Raw genomic sequence first — 19,689 nt, 5'->3', positions numbered from 1 at the left:
TATAAAATTAATAAGATCTAACGCCTCTACCTGCTTGGGCTTGGCCATAAGATGCGTCATTAGCATAAGCTCTTGAAGAAACTTGCATACCATTACCATTTTGAGCAGATCCACCTCTATTGTGGTATTGCATACTATTCCATATTGAATTCCCACAAGTACCATCAGCATTAATATCACCGTCACCATTTGCAGTAGTATAAGTAGAATAATCATAATTCCAACCGCCTACACAACGCTCATAGATACCGCCTGACATGTCAGCTATACCATAATAAGTTGCACCGGCATGAACTCTGTCCGTATTTGTTGAAGCGGCACTTCCTGCTCTATACATTCTACCAGTTTGGTAATTACATAAACCTAAAGCAAAATAGGTTTGTATGTCTGTTGAACAACCCCAGTCGGCATTGGTATATTGAAATTGCGCAATATCTGTAGTTCCCCATGAAAATTCTCCACGAACTGGCGCGATAGGACCTCTGCATGCTTTTTCATATTCAAATTCTGTCATAGGTCTAAGAGCTGCCCATTCCATATAAGTCAACCAGTGCTCTTGTCTTAAAGAAACTGGCAAACCTAATCCATCACAATCTTCATCATATACACCATTATTATTTGCCTCGCAAGCATACACAGCAGGGGTTAAGCTGGTAGTTGAAACTCCTGGTGTTTTAATTTCTATTCTATAACTCCAACTATTCATAACAGCTGTTCCCGCAGGAGAAGTTGGTGGAGTAGTATTCCAGTTCATGTCTTGTTGTTTATGCAATTGTTGATCATAGCTCAAAGTATTTAAAAAGGACACGTATTGAGCACAAGTAATTTCATATTTCATACAATAAAAACGATTGTAACCATATGGGTAGGTACTAGGCAAAGGAACTGAAGAGCCTAATTGTTCTTGAGCTCCATATTGTACTTTTGTTAAATTTGTAGTAGTACTTGTAATTTGAACTGGTTGATTAGTAGCATTTCCAAATGTATAATAAGCGGCTCTGTAATTGTCCCCAATATAGAAATCACCATTAGGAACATTTACCATTTCCATTCCATATACACCTATATTATCTCCAACTACAGGGCTTGCTAATGTTAAAGTTACTGTGGCTTGAGAGATATTTCCAATACCTGCAGCTGATCTTCTTACGAAAACTCCTGCATTATCAGATACGGTATCCACTTGAAGCACAGAACCCGTAACGGATTGACCTGTTGCAGATAATTGAGCGTGTAACCATGGGCTAATAGCACCGCTAACGCAAGATTGTCTTTTAACAAAAATCCATACTGCATCCCAGTTGGATGGTCCAGTTGTGATATTCCAACTGTTGTCCCATTTAATAGTAAATGTGATAGTGCTTCCACTGATTGTTGGTGTTCCCACCACTAAATTATTTGCTTGACTTTGAAAGCTAATAGCCAAGAAAATTGTAACTAAAATTAATTTTTTTATTTTTGAGTGATTTAATGAATTTATTTATTACTATTTATTTATTTATTGCATATCTCCTGCAGTAACAATAATACCACCGCCTATATTTACAACAGTAGCTATTGCGTAATTTCCAGCTGTAGCAGTATAATTATTTCTATTTTTTATTACGATTCCTGAACCTGCTAAAAGATTAATTTTATTTGCATCAGCACTTTTTTGAAGTACCATACAATTAAATCCTGTAGGCAAATCAGAATTAAAAGTTATGGTTATTTGACTTGAAGGGTTACAAATTAAAACTTTGCCTTTATAAAGTTCTGAGTTAGCATTACTAATGGTAAAGTTAGCCGTAATTTCAGAACTTATTGAAGCGTTTGCTGTTAGCGCTCCGGCATTAATCGGTCCAGCTGTAACTGTCCCAGTAAATGTAGGAGAAGCAGTTGGTGCTGCACCTAAATTAGTCAATGCTCCAGCACCTGTTGTTGCACCTGTTCCTCCATTGGCAATAGCAACAATTCCTGAAACGTTTGTTGCAGTTCCTGCAGCGGTTAAATAAGTTGTACTATCAACAGATCCATCTGCTTTTAAGAATTGAGAAGAAGTTCCTCCTGATTTTATGAATGACGCACCAGTCACATTTCCTTGCATTGTCCAATTCGTACCGTCATTTTGTGCTTTAATGTCGCCAGTACCGTTGGCTAAAATGATATTATTGGTAAGATTTGCTGATAATGCTACATAATAACCAATCTTTGCACCTACTAGTGTGTTACCTGAACCCGTTGTAATGCCGCCACCTGAATTGTCACCAATAGCGGTGTTGTTGCTTCCTGTCGTATTATTAAGAAGCGCTTTATTTCCACTTGCGGTATTATTTGATCCTGTAGTATTAGAAAGAAGTGTGAAAAATCCGCTTGCGGTATTATTTGTTCCCACTGTATTACCATTAAGCGCATAAGCCCCGAAAGCACTATTTTGGATTCCTGAATTATTGCTACTAAGCGTAGCTAATCCGATGGCCGTATTACCGTTACCAGTGATGTTACTATAAAGTGATTGCATTCCAATAGCAGTATTGGAGGCTCCAGTAGTATTATTAAAAAGGGAATTCATTCCCATTACCGTATTGTTACTACCCGTAGTGTTAACTCTTAGCGCATTTTCACCTACAATTGTATTCTGAAAATAAGCTGAGCCACCACCTACAGTAATTCTATTTACAATAAGGTCTGCATTAAAGGTTTTAGCTCCTGCAACCGTTTGGGCTGTAGTTAAATCTACAAAGTTTTGAGTGGAAGAACCTGTTCCTCCATTGGCAATAGCAACAATTCCAGTAACATTCGCAGCTGTTCCGCTAACATTTCCAGTAACATTCCCTGTTATTGGCCCTGAAAATCCTGTTGCAGTTATTACCCCTGCAGATAGATTTCCACTTGCATCTCTTAAAACTATCGTGTTTGGTGTGTTCGCTGTAGTTGCTGTAGTAGCGCTATTGCTTACTTTTCCAGCAGTTGCTATTGTTGCTAATTTAGTATCGGCGATAGCTGCAGTTGCTGAAACGTCAGCATTTACAATTTCTCCATCTAAAATTTTAGCACTTGTTACTGCGTTGGCAGCAATAGTTGGCACCGCAGCTGTTCCTGTTAAGTCACCTGCTAATTGCACTTTTCCTTTTACAGTAGGAGTAGCATCCGGCGTTGCAGTTGCAACAGTTGCATCAACATACGTTTTTACTGCATTTTGAGTTGGAAAAAGAGTATCACTTGTTCCTAAAGTAACAGTAGTAGATTTGTTGGCCGAATTTTCTTTTAAGGCAGTAGCATTTGCAGCAGTTGAAGCATTTGCAGTTACCGTTGAACCCAATGTAGTGATGTTTGATTGCAATGTAATATCAGCATTGGCTCTAATGGTAGCTTCGTTTGTTAATGCTGTAGTTCCTGAAGTAGCACTCGCATCAACATACGTTTTTACTGCATTTTGAGTTGGAAAAAGAGTATCACTTGTTCCTAAAGTAACAGTAGTAGATTTGTTGGCCGAATTTTCTTTTAAGGCAGTAGCATTTGCAGCAGTTGAAGCATTTGCAGTTACCGTTGAACCCAATGTAGTGATGTTTGATTGCAATGTAATATCAGCATTGGCTCTAATGGTAGCTTCGTTTGTTAATGCTGTAGTTCCTGAAGTAGCACTCGCATCTACATAGGTTTTTACTGATTTAACACTTGAATATTTTGTATCTGATGTGCCATCCGTAGCTACATTTATAGATTTATTAGATACGTTTTCTTTTAATAAATCAGCGTTGGTTCTATTGGTAACCTCTGTAGCTAAATTGGTTGTCAATGTGTTTTCTGCTCCAGAAGCTCTGATCAGTTCAGAAAGTAAATTACTGGTCAATGTATTGTCTACCGTTGTTGCTCTTGTTACTTCCGCAGCTAAGTTAGTAGTTAGTGTATTATCTCCTGCTATTCTTGCAGCCGTTTCCGCATTCAAGGCAGTAGTTAATGCTGAATTAGCACCATCAACATAGGTCTTAATTGCTAATACCGAAGGATATTTAGTGTTCGAATTGGCGTCTGTATTTACATTTGTAGATTTATTTATTACATCTTCTTTCAGTAAATCGGCGTTAGTTCTGTTAGAAATTTCTAAAGCTAAGTTATTGTTTAAGGCAACGTCGGCAGCCGCTCTGATGTTGGCTTCATTTGTTAAGGCAGTCCCTCCTAGATTGATACTAACATCAACATAATCTTTAACTGCTTTTACTGATGGATATTTCGTATTAGAAGCTGCGTCAGTAGTCACATTAGTTGATTTATTTACTAAATCCTCTTTTAATAAATTTGAATTAATTCTGTTGGTAATTTCTGCGGCTAAATTATTAGTTAAGGTAACGTCGGCAGCAGCTCTAATGTTGGCTTCGTTTGTTAAAGCAGTCCCTCCTAAGTTGATACTTACATCTACATAATCTTTTACGGCTTTTACTGATGGATATTTCGTATTAGAAGTTCCGTCTGTAGTCACGTTAGTGGATTTGTTTACTAAATCTTCTTTTAATAAATCGGCAGCAGCTCTAATGCTAGCTTCGTTTGACAAGGCTGTATCTACATAATCTTTTATAGCTTTTACTGAAGAATATTTCGTATTTGAAGCCCCATCTGCAGTAACACTGGTTGATTTATTTGCCAAGTCTTCTTTTAAATTCAATGCTGCTTGAGTAGCAATACTTATTGGTTTGTTGATATCTCGTGTATTATCTACATTCTCTAATCCTAAATTGGTTTTAGCTCCTATTACAGTTGTAGCTCCGGTACCTCCATGTAAAATTTGAACTACTCCGGTAACGTTATCAGCGCTATTTGCAGCAAATGCATAAGGAACTGAAGTGAAAAGTTGGTTGCTTATTTCTATAAAATTTGAACAAAGTCCAAAGGTATCTATTGCTACTTTCAAACTTTTTGAGGCCAAGCTCCAATTCACATTGGCAAAAGAAGTAGCATAACCTCCCGTTTGTATACCTGTACCAATTACTGTATTGACCATTCCGTATTCGTCAGTGCTTACAGTGATTTTTTCTTTATATTCTACAAGTGATGCACTATCTACAATAGTGAATTGCAAACAAATATTCTTATTTGCTAATGGCGAATTGGCATTGTTATTACCAGGTATTACTTCACCATTAGGGTTGTAAATAATAGCCTGATAAGTAATTCCGCTTGTTTGTGCATAAAATGCTGTTGAAACGAATAATAATAAAAGTAGCGTTATCTTTTTCATATTGATAGTTATTTATTGATATTGAAATGAATACCAAATAGTATTTGTTGATTATTGAATATAATTTTCTCTTGTGTGCTATTGGCTGTGTTTAAGCCATTGCTGTAACCATAACCTAAACTTAAATAACCTGAATCGTTTAATTTATAGTTGATACTAGCTCCTCCAAAATATGAAAAATAAAGCCCTGAAAATTCTTTTTGATCTAATAGATCATAAACGGTTCCATTTAGATTTTGCTTACCGTAAACAATTTTTGAAAGGTTCAAACCCGCTCTTAAGCCAAATTTCACTCTTTTAGTTACAGGGTATACGTAATTTAAAGAAGTTTGCACCCCTAAATATTTTGTGTCCCAACGGTAAGAATTTGCGGGAGTGCCTGCAAGTGCGTTGTACTCATTTAAAGTAACCGCAGCTGAATAGGATAGGACATCGCTATTTAACGAAAAATCATAGCCAATTTCATAACTTGAACCAGTTCCTGATTGAAGAGTTGTAACCATAGGTTCGCTTTGGCTACTGAAGTTATATTTAGTGAAATTACTCCCAGTTAAAAAGTAAACTTCTTGAGAGTAGGAATTAGTTAGAGCCAAAATAACGATTAATAATAGGTAGAATTTTTTCATTTTGATTTTAATAAATTAGTGGAATAATTATAATTTTTTGCAGATAACTTAACGAAATATTCTCCCTCAGCTAAGGAAAGTTCGCCAATGGTTAAAATCGTATCTGTAGCTGATTTTTCTTTATAGGCAACCAATCTTCCCATTACGTCATATAAAGCAAATTTTATAGTGCCTGAAACAACTGACGAAAATTCAAAATTAATTTGATCGATAAAAGGATTTGGATAGGTAGTAGTTACCACATTAATAATAGGTGCTTTTACCGTTTTCATCAAACGACTTTGATGAAAGCCTTGACCGACTATTGCTCCCGACCCTCGGTGGTTCCCAATAACACTTTGTTGACCAATGGTTTGAGAAATTTTTAATCCCCCAGCGGTTGTTGAGTTGCCTTGTGAAGACAGCATCTGGTGATGCAAAATTTGGGAAAACCCAGAAAATGAGACTAATAAAAATAAAATTATTTTCAATGCAGTGTTATTTTTAGGTTAATATTAAACAAATATAAAAATTATAATTAATAATCAAAATTAATTATAAAATAATTGTTTGTAAAAATAATCTTTGAAAAATAATTTTTTTATGTTACAATCACGACACAGCTAATATTCTTATTATTTAATATAATTAAATATTCACGAATCTATCGATTGAATCAGAAGAAATTCATAGCTGCTTTATTCCAAAACGATTTGCTTGTCAATAAACATTATGTTATTTTTTATAACTATTTATATTAATTCAATAATACCGAAACTCTTCGAGCAAGTTGGAAAGCGGTTTTTGAATTTGACGAAATGGAACTATCTACACCTTCCCCAATTATTTTTAGTCTGGATTTAGAAATTCCACTCAATACTAATAAATCATACAAGTTTTTAACCCGCTGATCTGATAGATTTTGATTTGATTTTTCATTACCCGATTTATCTGAATATCCTAATAATTTTACACTTACTGTCGGATTTTTCTTTAATAATGAGATTAATCCATATACCGTATTTGCAGAACCTCTATTTGGCTCAAAATCATTTATATCATAAAAAACGTTTATCAATCCGTTTTCCAACATTGATTTAAAATCATTGGCCTCTGATAGTAGCGCCTGATTTTCTAAATTTTGGTTTTTTAAATTCTCAATTATTTTAGACTCAAATTCATCTGGAGTTCCATTTCTATTCGTATCAATATAACGTCCTTTTGAATCTACCATTACCCCACTTGGCGTGTTATTTTGAACATCCAAATAATCAACAACCCCATCTTTATCTGTATCATTCAAAAGTGTTTCTATTTCGTCTAAACGTCGATAAATCTCTGGATCAACTTCAGCTACAATTTTAGGAACAAACCAATCAGAATGTTTTTCGTTTTTACCCAAATAAAAGGATAAACCTATTGAACTACTATAAAGCAAACCCGATAAGTTGTTTTCCTGAGCTGAAGTGCTTCCGTCCCAATTTAGATGTTGTCTGACATTGGATAGTACAGTAAAATCAGCAGTTAAAACTGTTCTTTCAGAAAGTTTTATTTGCGGAGTTATTCCTAATAAATAACCTCCGTCACTTTCCACAACTGCTTCTTGATTACCAGTTCCTGTTTTTGATTTGAATTGGGAAATTTGAATTCCTCCGTGACCTAATAGACCTATTGTATTGGAAAAAGCATTAAATTCAAATACTTTACCTAAATCAAATACCCCCTGAAATCCCATTCTAAATTGCAAAGATCGGAAGGGCAAAGAGCCATTTCCTAATTTATTGTCAATAATATCAAAAGCTAAATCGGACTTTAATCCAAATTTAGAACTTAGCATATATCGAAATCCAAAATCAAAATGATTCAAACTTGGTAAACTAAAAAAATTATTGTCACTTGAATTATAACCTGTTCCAAATGGTCGAACTGCTTTATTAGAACCAAATCCAAATTCAAAGGACAATTTATTAACTTCAGTATCGGAATCGTTTGCGGTGGAATCCATCGCAATTTCTGATTTAATTGAGTCTTTTGCTATTTCAGGCACTATTTCTTGAGCGGAGAGAGAAGTTATTCCCAAACCAAATAGTAAAAACCCAATATTAATTCTTGAAGTGATAATTTGATTCATTTTGTTTTTTATTTTAATATTGAATTTTATTTTTACTTTGTACTTTGCTTTAATTATTCATTACTGTAAAACTATCTACTATTAATTTTTCAAAAGAAATGAAGCGTTAGTCCTTTACACAACGAACTGAAAAACCAAGTAACTTATTGTGGCTGTACCTAAAGACATTACCGCTAATATAATTTGTGAAACGTGTCCAAGCATTAGAAGTAGTATCCGATGAAGAACTCCAGTAGTTTCCATCACCAAGAATATTGTAAAATGTTCCGTCATTGTTACGAAAACCTCCTGGAAGTCCTGTAAAGCCACTAGAATTATCTGCATTTGTATTTGGACTAGACCAATGTGTCGTGCCAGATTCCTTTATTGCACCCCCAGCAACTGTTGTTCCTCCCAAATAGGTGGTCAATGTTGTCCATTCTGAATCGGTAGCTACATGCCACCCTTGTGGAGCCAAACCTCTAGTATCGTTTACTGCATACCAATTATATAGTTTTCCGTAAGTTGTACCATTAGAAGATGTATTTGCATAATAACACCAAGCACCAGTTGTTAAATTTGCCCATGCTGTTGGGTCGGTAACTTGAGGAATTACTGTTCCATCTCGATAGGTTGATACATCCAAATTATTCGTTATCCAAATTTGTGAACCAATTGTAGTGCTTGCCACAAATACAACAGATGTCGTAAAACTCACTTCGTTACCATAAGCAGTTCCCGAACTATTTGTTGCATACGTTCTAACATAATACGTTGTTCCAGTAGTTAATCCAGAAAGAGAACTAGTAACGCTTCCTGTAGTTCCTGTCTCTGTAGATTTACTGTTTTCAATCGTTGGATTAGTTGCAGTTCCCCAACAAAATCCTCGAGCAGTAATGCTTAATCCACCCTCTGTTATTATCAATCCAGTGGCAGTTGCAGAAACTGTTGTAATATTACTTATTGTTGGAGTGTTTATTTCTGCAGAAGAAGAAACAGTTATAATTCCTCCTTTTCTATTCAATCCTAGCTTTTTAGATAATCCACCTGTTCTACTTATATAATTTAAGTTAGTAGAAGAAATTGCGCCACTTCTTGTCGCTACAATTACTCCATTTACAGTTAATAATGCGTCAATTGAGGAGCCTTGATACACTCCACTAGCAGCTTGTGTAGCTGTAATTGTTGTTGCTCCAGGACTAATAAAAGTAACTGTCCTTCCAGTTATTGTTGCAACTGCTGTATTACTACTTGTGTAGGTGAAAGCTCCTAAGCTATAGCTAGTTGGCTGATTTAGTGTAAAAGAACGATCATGAAAGTTCTTTGTTAACGAATTAAAGTTACTTAAATTTGGACTATTAAGTATGTTGATACTTCCAATAGCACTTACAACGCCACAACCTCCTGTTAAAGTTACAGTATAATTAAATACTCCAGAAACTGTAGGAGTTCCTGAAATTGTTACTAAATTGGAATTAAAACCTCCAGAAACTCCAGAAGGCAATCCAGTAAATGTAGCTCCTGTTGCACTTATAGTTGAATACGTTATGTTCGAAATACTATTGGTAATATTAAGCGTTTGAGAATTAGTTCCAGCTGCAGATGAAAGTGTTGCTGAATTATTAGCCGTAAGCGTTACATTAACTCCAGAAGTAATTACTTGTGAACAAGGACTACTAGATACAACTGCTCTGTAATATGTAGTTGCAGGTATCGAAGAAATTAATAAACTAGTTGTTGTGTTGGAAATATCAGTAACAGCCAATGAAAAATCGCTTGTGGTAGAAGATTGCCATTTTACAACTGTTCCAGTATGACCACTCAAGGTTAATGTATTTGTTCCTCCAATACAAACTGATCCAGCTCCGCTTATAGTTCCTGCTACCGATGTAGGACTTACAGTTGTAGTAGTTGATGAAATAGCTAATGGTGCAGCACAACTGTTTGAATTGGTATAATTAATTGTTACTGTTTTAGTTCCTGTTGTTAACCATTTTAATACTACAGAATTATCAGCACTAGTTCCTCCAGAGGTAATGGAATAATCGACACCTAATGTTCCTGGAATAATCCAAACATAATTAGATTGACCTGATTGTGTAGTATAAGTAACATCACTATTTCTACACGCTGTTGTACCCGGTTGGGCAGTGAAAGTTGGTGTAGGCGATTGTTTTACTGTTAACGTTCCAATGATAGAAGGTGCGCCAGTACAACTTCCGTTAGTTACCATTGCACGATAATAAGTTGTACTTGTTAAATTTACTGGATTATAAATTGCACTTGTCTCTCCATTAATATTGGAATAAGTTGTATTATCAGAAGAAGATTGCCATTGTACAGTCCCTAAATAATCATTTACCGTTAGCAAATTATAGTTATTTCCCGAACAAACCGTCGTTGAACCGCTAACAAATCCAGCTGAGAAATCTTGGTTTACAGTAACGGTACCAATACTACTGTAAACAAAACCACAGCTTCCATTGGTGATTTTTACTCTGTATTTAGTAGTTCTAGAAATTCCTGAATACGAATAAGATGTTGTTGTACTTGCCACATCATTCCAAACCAATCCGTATCCATCGGTTGATACTTGCCACTGGTAACTTGTTCCTGTTGAACCTGTTAAAGTCAATGTGCCTGAATTACTACCACCACAATGGGAAGCACTATTAACAGTACCTCCAACTGGTGCAATCCCTGATGTAACAACGACTGGATATCCGGCTGAATAAACAGTACTTCCAGACGGACAATTACTATTTAAAACCACTGCTCTAAAATAATAGGTTCCCGTAACACTTCCAACTGGTTGAATAATGGTTGAATCTGTTGCATTTATATCAGTCACATTGGAAGTAAAATCACTAACTGTGGATAATTGCCATTTTAAAATAGCGCCACTGTTTCCATTTAATAATAAAGTTACATTTCCACCTGTACAAATAGAATTATTTGCAGCAGTAATAGTTCCTGAACTTGTTGAAGCTACATTAATTAATGCGGTTGAACTACTAATATTGGAACAACCAGAAGTAGTTATTACAGCCCGATAATATCTAGAAATGGTAAGATTATCTACTGAAATAGTATTTGATGAAGAATTGGTATCTATAATTCCAGGCGTTGAAAAATTGTCAACTGAGTATTCCCATCTTTGTAAAGTTCCGCTTCCATTATAGGTAAGTGTGGTACTATTAGTTCCAGAACAAACCGTGGTAGCTCCGGTTAGAGAACCAATTGGAGAACCAAGAATAATAATATCTCTTGTAAAAGAAATATTTGAAGTCACATTGTCACCAGCCATACCTCCATATTCTACAATACTTGTTTTAGGTTTATTAGGGAAATCATTCCATTTTCCAGATCCTGTGTACATGTGACCGTAATCTTCTTCTCCAGGTGTAGAACCCCAAACATCATTTGGTTCATTGTTAGAAAAATTAGTAGTCGTATTCCAGTTTTGATATACCCCAGCAATTGGTGAACCAGATTGAGAAGCTGTGCTTGCATTACCAGTTCTGATTTGAATTCCTTTTTCAGGTCCTGTAACCCAATGCCATTTTCCCTCTCCTGTTGAAGCTGAACCGTATTTTGTATAACCAACAGCTGCATTAATTTGCAAATAATTATCTGTTGCTCCTATCCAAGAATTGGCAGCTATTAAGGTATTAATGTAACTGTTTTCCGCTTCTGATGAAATGGTAACCAAATATCCTTGTAAGCCATAATAATTTTTGGCTTCAGCAGCTGCTTTAGCATCTGTCCATGTCATTCCTGAACTTACATATTCGTAATAGTGTCCATTGAAATAATTGAAGAATTTAGCGCTAGGTAAAAAACTAACTTTTCTATTGGTTGGAAAACAAGTTGAAGTTGATTTTAAAGTAACCGTTCTTAATAGAGTTTGCCATATTGACGCCGATGCAGTTCCAGTGAAAGTCAAACTTCTAGATGTTGTATTAAAAGGAGCAACTATAATTTCACTAGGCAAAGTCCCTGTATATCCAAGAATATCTCCGTCAGTATAATCGCTAGTAATCGTAACTGTAAAACCAGTTATCATACCGTTCGAGGTTACAAGCAAAGCATTATCAACTATTGTTGCCACATTGTTATTAATCGTATTGGGATTAATATTTCCAGTAACACCAAACGCTGTAGAATCTGACAAAACTGAAATTGATGCTCCTGCAGAAGTCACAGGCGCACAACCACCGCTAGTTACCACAACTTTATAGAATGTGGTACTCGTTAAATTTGCTGCCGTATAAGTAGCTGAAGTCGCACTAGGAATATTGGTATAGGTGGAATTATTATTGGAATACTGCCATTGTATTGAACCTGCATATCCACTGAGTGTCAATACAGTTGAATTAGTTCCAGAAGCAACGGTTGTAGATCCACTTATTATTCCCGATATTGAACCCACAGAAACACTAATTGGTTGTGTGGCACTTCCTATTCCGTTAGTTACTGACATTATACCCAAATAGGTGCCAATTGGAAGATTGGCAGGAATTACTATCCCTGGTATAGTTCCTCCACTTACAATAAAAGTATAGTTTGTTGAAATTTGATCTGATAGACCTGCTGTATTGGCTGTAGCATCCCAATCTATTGTATAAGAAGTTGGAGGACCAGAAGCCGCTGTATACGGTAAAGTTGTCGTTTGTGAACTTGCACTATAACAAACAGGAGCTACAATTCCAGTAGATATTATTGGCGTTGAAGTTATCGTAATTTTTATCACATTACTATTTACGGCAATACAATTTCCGCTTGTAACTAAGGCACGATAATAAGTTGTTACGGTAATTACTTTGGAATAGTTTGCCGTATTGGAACCCGAGCCTCCAATAACGGATGCCCATCCAGTTAACCCGTCTGTGGATTGTTGCCATTGAATGCTTCCTGTACTTCCAGTCAAATTTATATTTGCTGTAGCACCACTTCCCAAAAATAAAGAAGCCGCGCTGGCAGTTCCTGAAACAGAATCTGGAGAAACTGTAATTGCGCCAGTAACTGTACTTTTGGTACCACAACCATTAGAATTTATTACTTCGCAATAATAGTATTTTGTTCCCAATTCAGAAGTTGATGGTGAATATATATTAGGTACAATATTATTTACAATTGTTGAAACTACAGTACCTCCAGTAGTACTACTACTAGAATTGCTGTACCATTTAAATTTCACAATATCACCCGATCCAGCATTGGCATAAAGCGATAAATCATTAAAACTACCGCCAGTTACACAGATAGATTGCGCTACCGATCCAGGTCCACTCAAAATACTTGGTACATCAAATACGGTAATCGCACCAGAAACTTGACTCGTTGCGGTAGCTCCGCCATTCGTGGTAACTACAACATAATAATAGAATGTACCTGCAGATAAAGTGCTCAAAACATTTGTTGTTGCAGCAGTTGTATTTAATTTAACCGAAGTTCCTCCAGAATTTACGGGAGTAGCACTTCTATACCACTGGTATTGCTTAACTGTATCTCCTCCTGGATCAACTTCAACATTTAAAGCTGCAGTTCCATTACATAATGATTGTGCCGCCGTAGACGGATTCAAAATAAAAGAAGGTGGTAAATATACCTTTATAGCTCCAGGTGAAATTGTTTTTTCGCAACCTCCTGTTAATGTAATAGTATAATTGTAAGTCACAATTCCCGTTTCCAATGGAGACCCACTAATAGTAATAGCATTATTAGACCAATTTCCTGTAACACCATTTGGTAAACCACTAAAAGTAGCACCCGTTGCGTAAGTAGTAGAATAGGTAATTGGAGTAATGTTATTTGCTGGAGTATTAATATAATTTGTTTGATTAACTGTTCCAACAGCAGAAGTTAACGTCGCTGCATTGGTGTTACCAACAGTTACAGTTGCTGTTATTGAACAATTATTTGAATTCTTATAGGTAATTGTTGTCGTTCCTGAAGCTACTCCTGTAACCAATCCAGTACTGTTAACTGTTGCTATTGAAGGAGCGCTCGAAACCCAAGGAGAAACTGCTGCAGCTGTTGCAGAACCTGTAAGCTGCGTTGTTGCCCCAATGCAAGTAGTCAAAGTACCCGTAATAGTTGGCAACGGATTTACAGTTACGGTTACCACATCAGAATTTGCTGCAGCACAAGTTCCATTGGTTAATACCGCTCTATAATAAGTTGTAGCTATTAAATTTGTAGCGGTATAAGTTGCGGCAGTTGCTGTGCCTATATTTGTAAATCCTGTAGTAGTGCTCGTTGTGGATGATTGCCATTGTATAGTTCCGGTATAACCTGTTAAAGTTAAAAGCGTACTATTGGTTCCTGAACAAACGCTAGTTGATCCTCCAACTGATCCTCCAACTGATGTTTGATATATGTTGACAGTTCCAATTCCACTATTTATAGACCCACAACTTCCGTAAGTAACTACAGCACGGTATTTAGTAGTACTTGAAATACCCGAAAAAGCATAGGTAGCATTGGTATTGGTAATATCGGTCCATTGAACTCCACCGTCAACTGATTGTTGCCATTTAGTAATAGTTCCTGTATATCCTGAAAGCGTAAGTGTGCCTCCATTAGTTCCACCACAAAAATTAGCATCGGCTATAGTTCCACCAACTGGAGGAGTACCTGCAGAACAGGTAATGGTTCCTGTGCTAGAATAAATTGTTGTACCACAATTTAAAATAACTGCTCTAAAATAATAGGTTCCTTCAGTGGTTAATTGATAGGAAAGCGAAGTAGTGGTATTCGCAATGTCTGTTGCTGAAGTAAAACCAGTATTATTAGCAACTTGCCACTGGGTAACTGTTCCAGTATTTCCATTTAAAGTATAATTGGCATAACCATTTACACAAATAGAAGAATTACTTGCAACGATATTTCCACCTCTAGAAGCATTAACATAAATTCTAGTTGAGGAAGTGGTTAAATCAGTACAACCTAAATTGTTTACCACAGCTCTGTAATAGGTGTCTTGAGTTGGAGTTACTGTATAAGTTGAACTTGTAAAAGTAATAGGAGTCGCTGCAGTCAAGAAATCATCAAAAGAAGTTTCCCATTTTACAATAGATCCCGGGGATGTTAGCCCTGTATGGGTTAATACAGTAGAAGTTCCTGAACACACTGTAATATTTCCTCCTGTTATTGTTCCTGATGGTGCTCCTGAAATTAATAAATTCCTCGTGAAAAATACTTTGTTGGTTTCATTATCTGTAGAAGTTCCTCCATATTCTACTATTGTTTTAAAATTATATATTTCTTTTAAATCATCCCATTTTCCCGAAGCAACATATATTTCACCATAGTGTTCGCTACCCCATGAATTATTAGGTTCTCCGGTATTAAAATTATTATATTGACCTAAAACAGATTGAGCTGGCGTATTACTATTCACGAATTTAGTTCCTTTTTCAGGTCCACTTACCCAATACCATTTTCCTTCAGAACTACCAGCAGCACCAACTGTTTGATTTGTAAAGGTGTTAGGAACTCCAATTGCTGTATTAATATAAGTATAATCATCTGATGCTCCTATCCAACTATCAGTTCCTAATATTTTGGAAAAACTATTTTCAGCCTGAGAGGTAAGAGTTGCCATGTATCCCAATCGCCCAAAATAGGATTGGGCTGCTGCATTCGTGAATCCTGCTTTCCAATAAGTTGATGTTGGAGATAATTCGTAAAAATGCCCATTCAAATTATTATAATATTTACTTCCTACCACAAAACTAACTTGTCGTTGCTCTTGATAACAGGTTGCTGAAACCGTTTGAATAGTAACTGTTCTTAAAAACGTTTGCCAATTAGCTGCTGTCGTTGATCCTGTAAACTGTAAACTTCTTGAGGTAGCATTAAATGCCACTGGAGTTATTCCTGAAGGTAAACTACCGGTGTAGGAAAGTAAATCTCCAGTTACATAACTTCCTGTGATTGATATGGTGAAATCGGTAATGTTACCATTTGCAGTTATCACCAATGCATTATCAACAACTGTAGCAACATTATTGGTAATAGTTAAAGTATTTGTATTTCCCGACACATTAACCTCAGTTGCCTGTGAAAGTGCTTTTGTAGAAAAACAAAACAATAATAACGCTAAAAAATATAATTTTTTATTCATTTTAATTTGATTTAAACCTTATAGAATTCATAATAAGATTAATTAATTACACCTTTCTATTCCTATTAATAAATTAATAAGCATACTCAAATTGAACCCTATCACTCACAGAAATAGTATAACCTTCGTTATTTGAAGGAACATACGTTAAGGTAGTTCCGCTGATAGAATAGGCAGTTTTACTAATTCTAATTCCATTGATGTACATTTTTACCTTTGTATAACTACTAGGAGTTTGAGTTAAGGTAAAACTTGTTTGTCCTGCAGTTGCCGTAATTTCATCATCGGCATCTGTTAATAATGGAGTTCCACTTGAAACTGAACCATTTGCCATTAAAAATTGACTTGATGTTCCTCCCGTTTTCACAAATGAATTGGCAGTTAACGCTGCACTAAATGTTTTAGCACCTCCAACAGATTGTATTGAAGAAATATCCACAAAATTTTGAGAGGAAGATCCGGTCCCTCCATTTGCAATTGGTAAAACTCCTGTTACCCCTGTAGTTAAAGGCAATCCTGTTATATTGGTTGCAATTCCAGCAGAAGGCGTTCCAAGATCTGGATTAACCAATGATGGCGAATTGGACAATACAATGCTTCCCAAACCAGAAGTAGAACTTTCTGCAGCTATTCCAGAGCTATTACCAATTAGTAATTTTCCATTTGCTAATTTATATCCTAACAACCCAACCCATTCTGTTCCGCCGTTTATCATTAATTTAGATCCCGATGTAGAGGAACAATCCGTACACCATGCAATCATTCCCTCAACATTTCCCATTGCGGTCAATTGAACATTAGTCATTCTTGGAGGTAAAAATCCTTTGGTAGTACTTTCAATTTCCAAAACTGCTTTGGATTGAATACTGTTTAAATTGGTTCCAACTTTTAATATTGCTTGCGCCGATACTTTATTTGATCCAAAACAAAGCATTAGAAAACCAATTGTTGCTAGTGATAATGAGGTGCTTTTCATAATTTTAAATTTATTTATTACTGTAATCTGTTTTATTTTTATTTGTTATTTATTTTTGTGATTAATAACCAAATCTTGCTTTTTGAGCATTGAAATTATCCAATACTTCATTAGCAGTTTGTGCTCTATCGTAAATCATTAATATGGGAATACTTCCAGTAAAAAAGAAGTTTGCAACTCCGGGAGCATTTCTTGCTCCTATTCTCAAATCTTTTACTGAATTTCCCATTGTTCCAGTTTGTGCTCTTGAATAAACCTCATATCCATTTACATACATTCTTTGGTAACTTTGATCATAAGTCATCGTAACTTGATACCATTGATTCAAATTATAAGCAATACTCCCATTCCAATTCCTACTAGGCATAATTGCATAACTTAATGTATTACCACCCGAATTAGCAGCCAATTCGTACTGATCTTCTTTATTATAAATGATATCGTAATTTCCTGTGGCAGAAGATTTAAACCAAGTTGTAACTGTAATTAATCCTGTACTTGGAGCAATACTAGAAGAATGCGGAATATTCACATAATTAGCTCCATTAAATTTCATATTTCCACCGTTTACAGTAGGGCTATTCACTAATGTACCATTATTCCCATTTCCACTTAAATCATACCAAGTGTTACCCGAACCTGGATAACTTGAAGAATTATTGGAATCTAAATATAATTTCAATCCATTAGTAACAATATTTACCGTTGTCGTAAAACTAATCTCATTTCCATAGGAAGTTCCTACACTATTGGTTGCATACGCTCTCACAAAATAAGTTGTTCCTCCTGTTAATCCTGTAATACTACTTGTAAACGGTGATGTTGTTCCGTTTGTCGTTTTAGCATCCGCTATTGTTGGTGTTGCTGTTGTACTCCAACAAACTCCTTGCGCTGTTATTGCGGCTCCACCATTTGAAGTTATTGCTCCACCAGAAGTAGCAGAGATTCCTGTTATATTTGAAATTGCTGCAGTGGTAACCGTTGGAACAATTGGTAAGGTTGTAAAACTTACTTGTCGGCTATAAACTGTTCCTAAATCATTGGTAATAAAGGAACGAACATAATATTTAGTTCCACCTGTTGCACCTGAAATAGAAATAATGTAATTTCCTGAAGTTCCAGCATCTATAGCATTCGAATTCGCTAGTGTTGGATTTATCGAAGTACTCCAACAAATACCTCTAGAAGTAACAGCACCACCTCTAACATTTGGAATTGAAACCGTAAATGTTGCTGCGGTTTGCGTAATTGATGACGCTTCCGATAACGCTATTCGTGTAGCATTTGGTGCTGAAATTATTTGTCCGTTAACTGTTCTTCCAAACCCAGATCCTTTGGCTCCATTTCTGCTAGTTGCTTTAGAGGCGACTACTATTGGCTGACCGTTTTCGCCAAGAACTTTAACAAGATTAATTTGTAATGTGGTACTAATTGGCAATGAAATACAATTATTACTGTCTTTTATTAACAAATCAAAATTATAACTACCTGTTGCATTAGATGCTGGCAAAGGAATTGCTAACGGAGAAGCTGTTATCACCGAATTATCGATTGCTTCAAACGCTGGTAATGCACTACTATTATTAGTTGTCAATGAGAAATTAGTCAGATTAAAATTAGTTGTATATGGAATTAAGAATTCAATATCCATTGTATTTACGGGAAGAATTGTTCCTAATACTAGTACTGGAAGGGCATTTACAGTAACCACAACATCAAAAGTATTCGCCACACAACTTCCTGCATCTCCTGAAGTTGCCGTTACCGTATAAGTTGCCGTTTGAACGAGCACCGTTGGATTTGAAAGTTGACCAAAAATACTATTTTGAGAAGTTCCCGCTAAACCACCTGTAACGCCACCCGTAACTGTTGGAGCGTTCCAAGTATAAGTAGTATTTATCGGGATTATTGTCGCTGCAGTAGGATTTCCGTTGGTTAATACTTTGTCAAATGAATCATTACTACAAATAACTACCGTTTGATTCGGAATTACTGGTGTTGGGTTTACAGTTATAGTAACCGTAAATGCAGCACCCACACAACTTCCTGCAGCACCAGATTTAGGTGTTACCGTATAAACTACAGTTTGAACAACATTAGTAATATTAGTTAAGGTTTGGCTAATATTAGTTTGTCCAACCGTTTGATTACTTTGTCCCGTTACATTTGTATTTGTTGCAACAGTCCAAGTATAAGTAGTATTTACAGGAACTATTGTAGTTGCAGATGGATTCGAATTTACTGGTAATTTTGTGAAAGCGGTGCCACTACAAATAGTTTGAGCTTGTGCAAAAATAACTGGTCTTGGATTTACATCAACGATAACTGTGAAAGTCAACCCTACACAAGAACCTGAAGCACCAGAGGTTGGCGTTACTGTATAAGTTGCAGTTTGTACTGTATTTGTTGGGTTGGTCAACGTTCCAAAAACAGTGCTTTCTGAAGTACCTAAAACGCCACCAGTTACACCACCCGTAACTGCAGGAGCTGACCAAGTATATTTAGTATTTAAAGGCACAATCGTATAAACATTAGGATTGCCATTTGTTAATACAGTTGAAAAAGTATCAAAACTACATATTGCAGCCGTTTGATTTGGAATTTCAGGTCTTGGATTTACTGTTACTGTTATTTTAAATGTAGCTCCAACAC

General features: G+C 35.9%; 8 protein-coding genes. All 8 read right to left on the bottom strand.

Annotated features, from left to right (window positions below; translation table 11 throughout):
* Window positions 1-7 precede the first annotated feature (7 nt).
* Complete coding sequence (locus tag AC9UEH_RS09160) at window positions 8-1,426, bottom strand: SUMF1/EgtB/PvdO family nonheme iron enzyme (RefSeq protein ID WP_509531008.1); 1,419 nt, start codon at window positions 1,424-1,426, stop codon at window positions 8-10.
* Window positions 1,427-1,498: 72 nt separating this feature from the next.
* Window positions 1,499-5,215 (bottom strand): beta strand repeat-containing protein, encoded by a 3,717-nt coding sequence (locus AC9UEH_RS09155; protein WP_509531006.1) that lies wholly within the window; start codon window positions 5,213-5,215, stop codon window positions 1,499-1,501.
* Window positions 5,216-5,223: 8 nt separating this feature from the next.
* Complete coding sequence (locus tag AC9UEH_RS09150) at window positions 5,224-5,841, bottom strand: hypothetical protein (protein WP_509531004.1); 618 nt, start codon at window positions 5,839-5,841, stop codon at window positions 5,224-5,226.
* Window positions 5,838-6,311 (bottom strand): T9SS type A sorting domain-containing protein, encoded by a 474-nt coding sequence (locus AC9UEH_RS09145; RefSeq protein ID WP_509531002.1) that lies wholly within the window; start codon window positions 6,309-6,311, stop codon window positions 5,838-5,840. Before AC9UEH_RS09145 ends, AC9UEH_RS09150 begins: the two co-directional genes overlap by 4 nt.
* 266 nt (window positions 6,312-6,577) lie before the next feature.
* Window positions 6,578-7,951 carry an OmpA family protein gene (locus tag AC9UEH_RS09140; protein ID WP_509531000.1) on the bottom strand — a complete coding sequence of 458 codons (1,374 nt, stop codon included), beginning with the start codon at window positions 7,949-7,951 and terminating at the stop codon, window positions 6,578-6,580.
* Window positions 7,952-8,057: 106 nt separating this feature from the next.
* Window positions 8,058-16,061, bottom strand: coding sequence for a DUF8696 domain-containing protein (locus tag AC9UEH_RS09135; protein WP_509530998.1), 8,004 nt, complete (start codon window positions 16,059-16,061; stop codon window positions 8,058-8,060).
* Window positions 16,062-16,134: 73 nt separating this feature from the next.
* Window positions 16,135-17,037, bottom strand: coding sequence for a phage tail-like protein (locus tag AC9UEH_RS09130; protein WP_509530996.1), 903 nt, complete (start codon window positions 17,035-17,037; stop codon window positions 16,135-16,137).
* Window positions 17,038-17,098: 61 nt separating this feature from the next.
* Window positions 17,099-19,689, bottom strand: a 2,591-nt coding sequence (locus tag AC9UEH_RS09125) for a PKD-like domain-containing protein (RefSeq protein ID WP_509530994.1), incomplete at its 5' end; no start/stop codon positions are given.

Source organism: Flavobacterium sp., assembly GCF_040402835.1.
Taxonomy (GTDB): domain Bacteria; phylum Bacteroidota; class Bacteroidia; order Flavobacteriales; family Flavobacteriaceae; genus Flavobacterium.
Note: the sequence above shows the minus strand (reverse complement) of the source record. Positions and strands in the feature narration are given on the sequence as shown.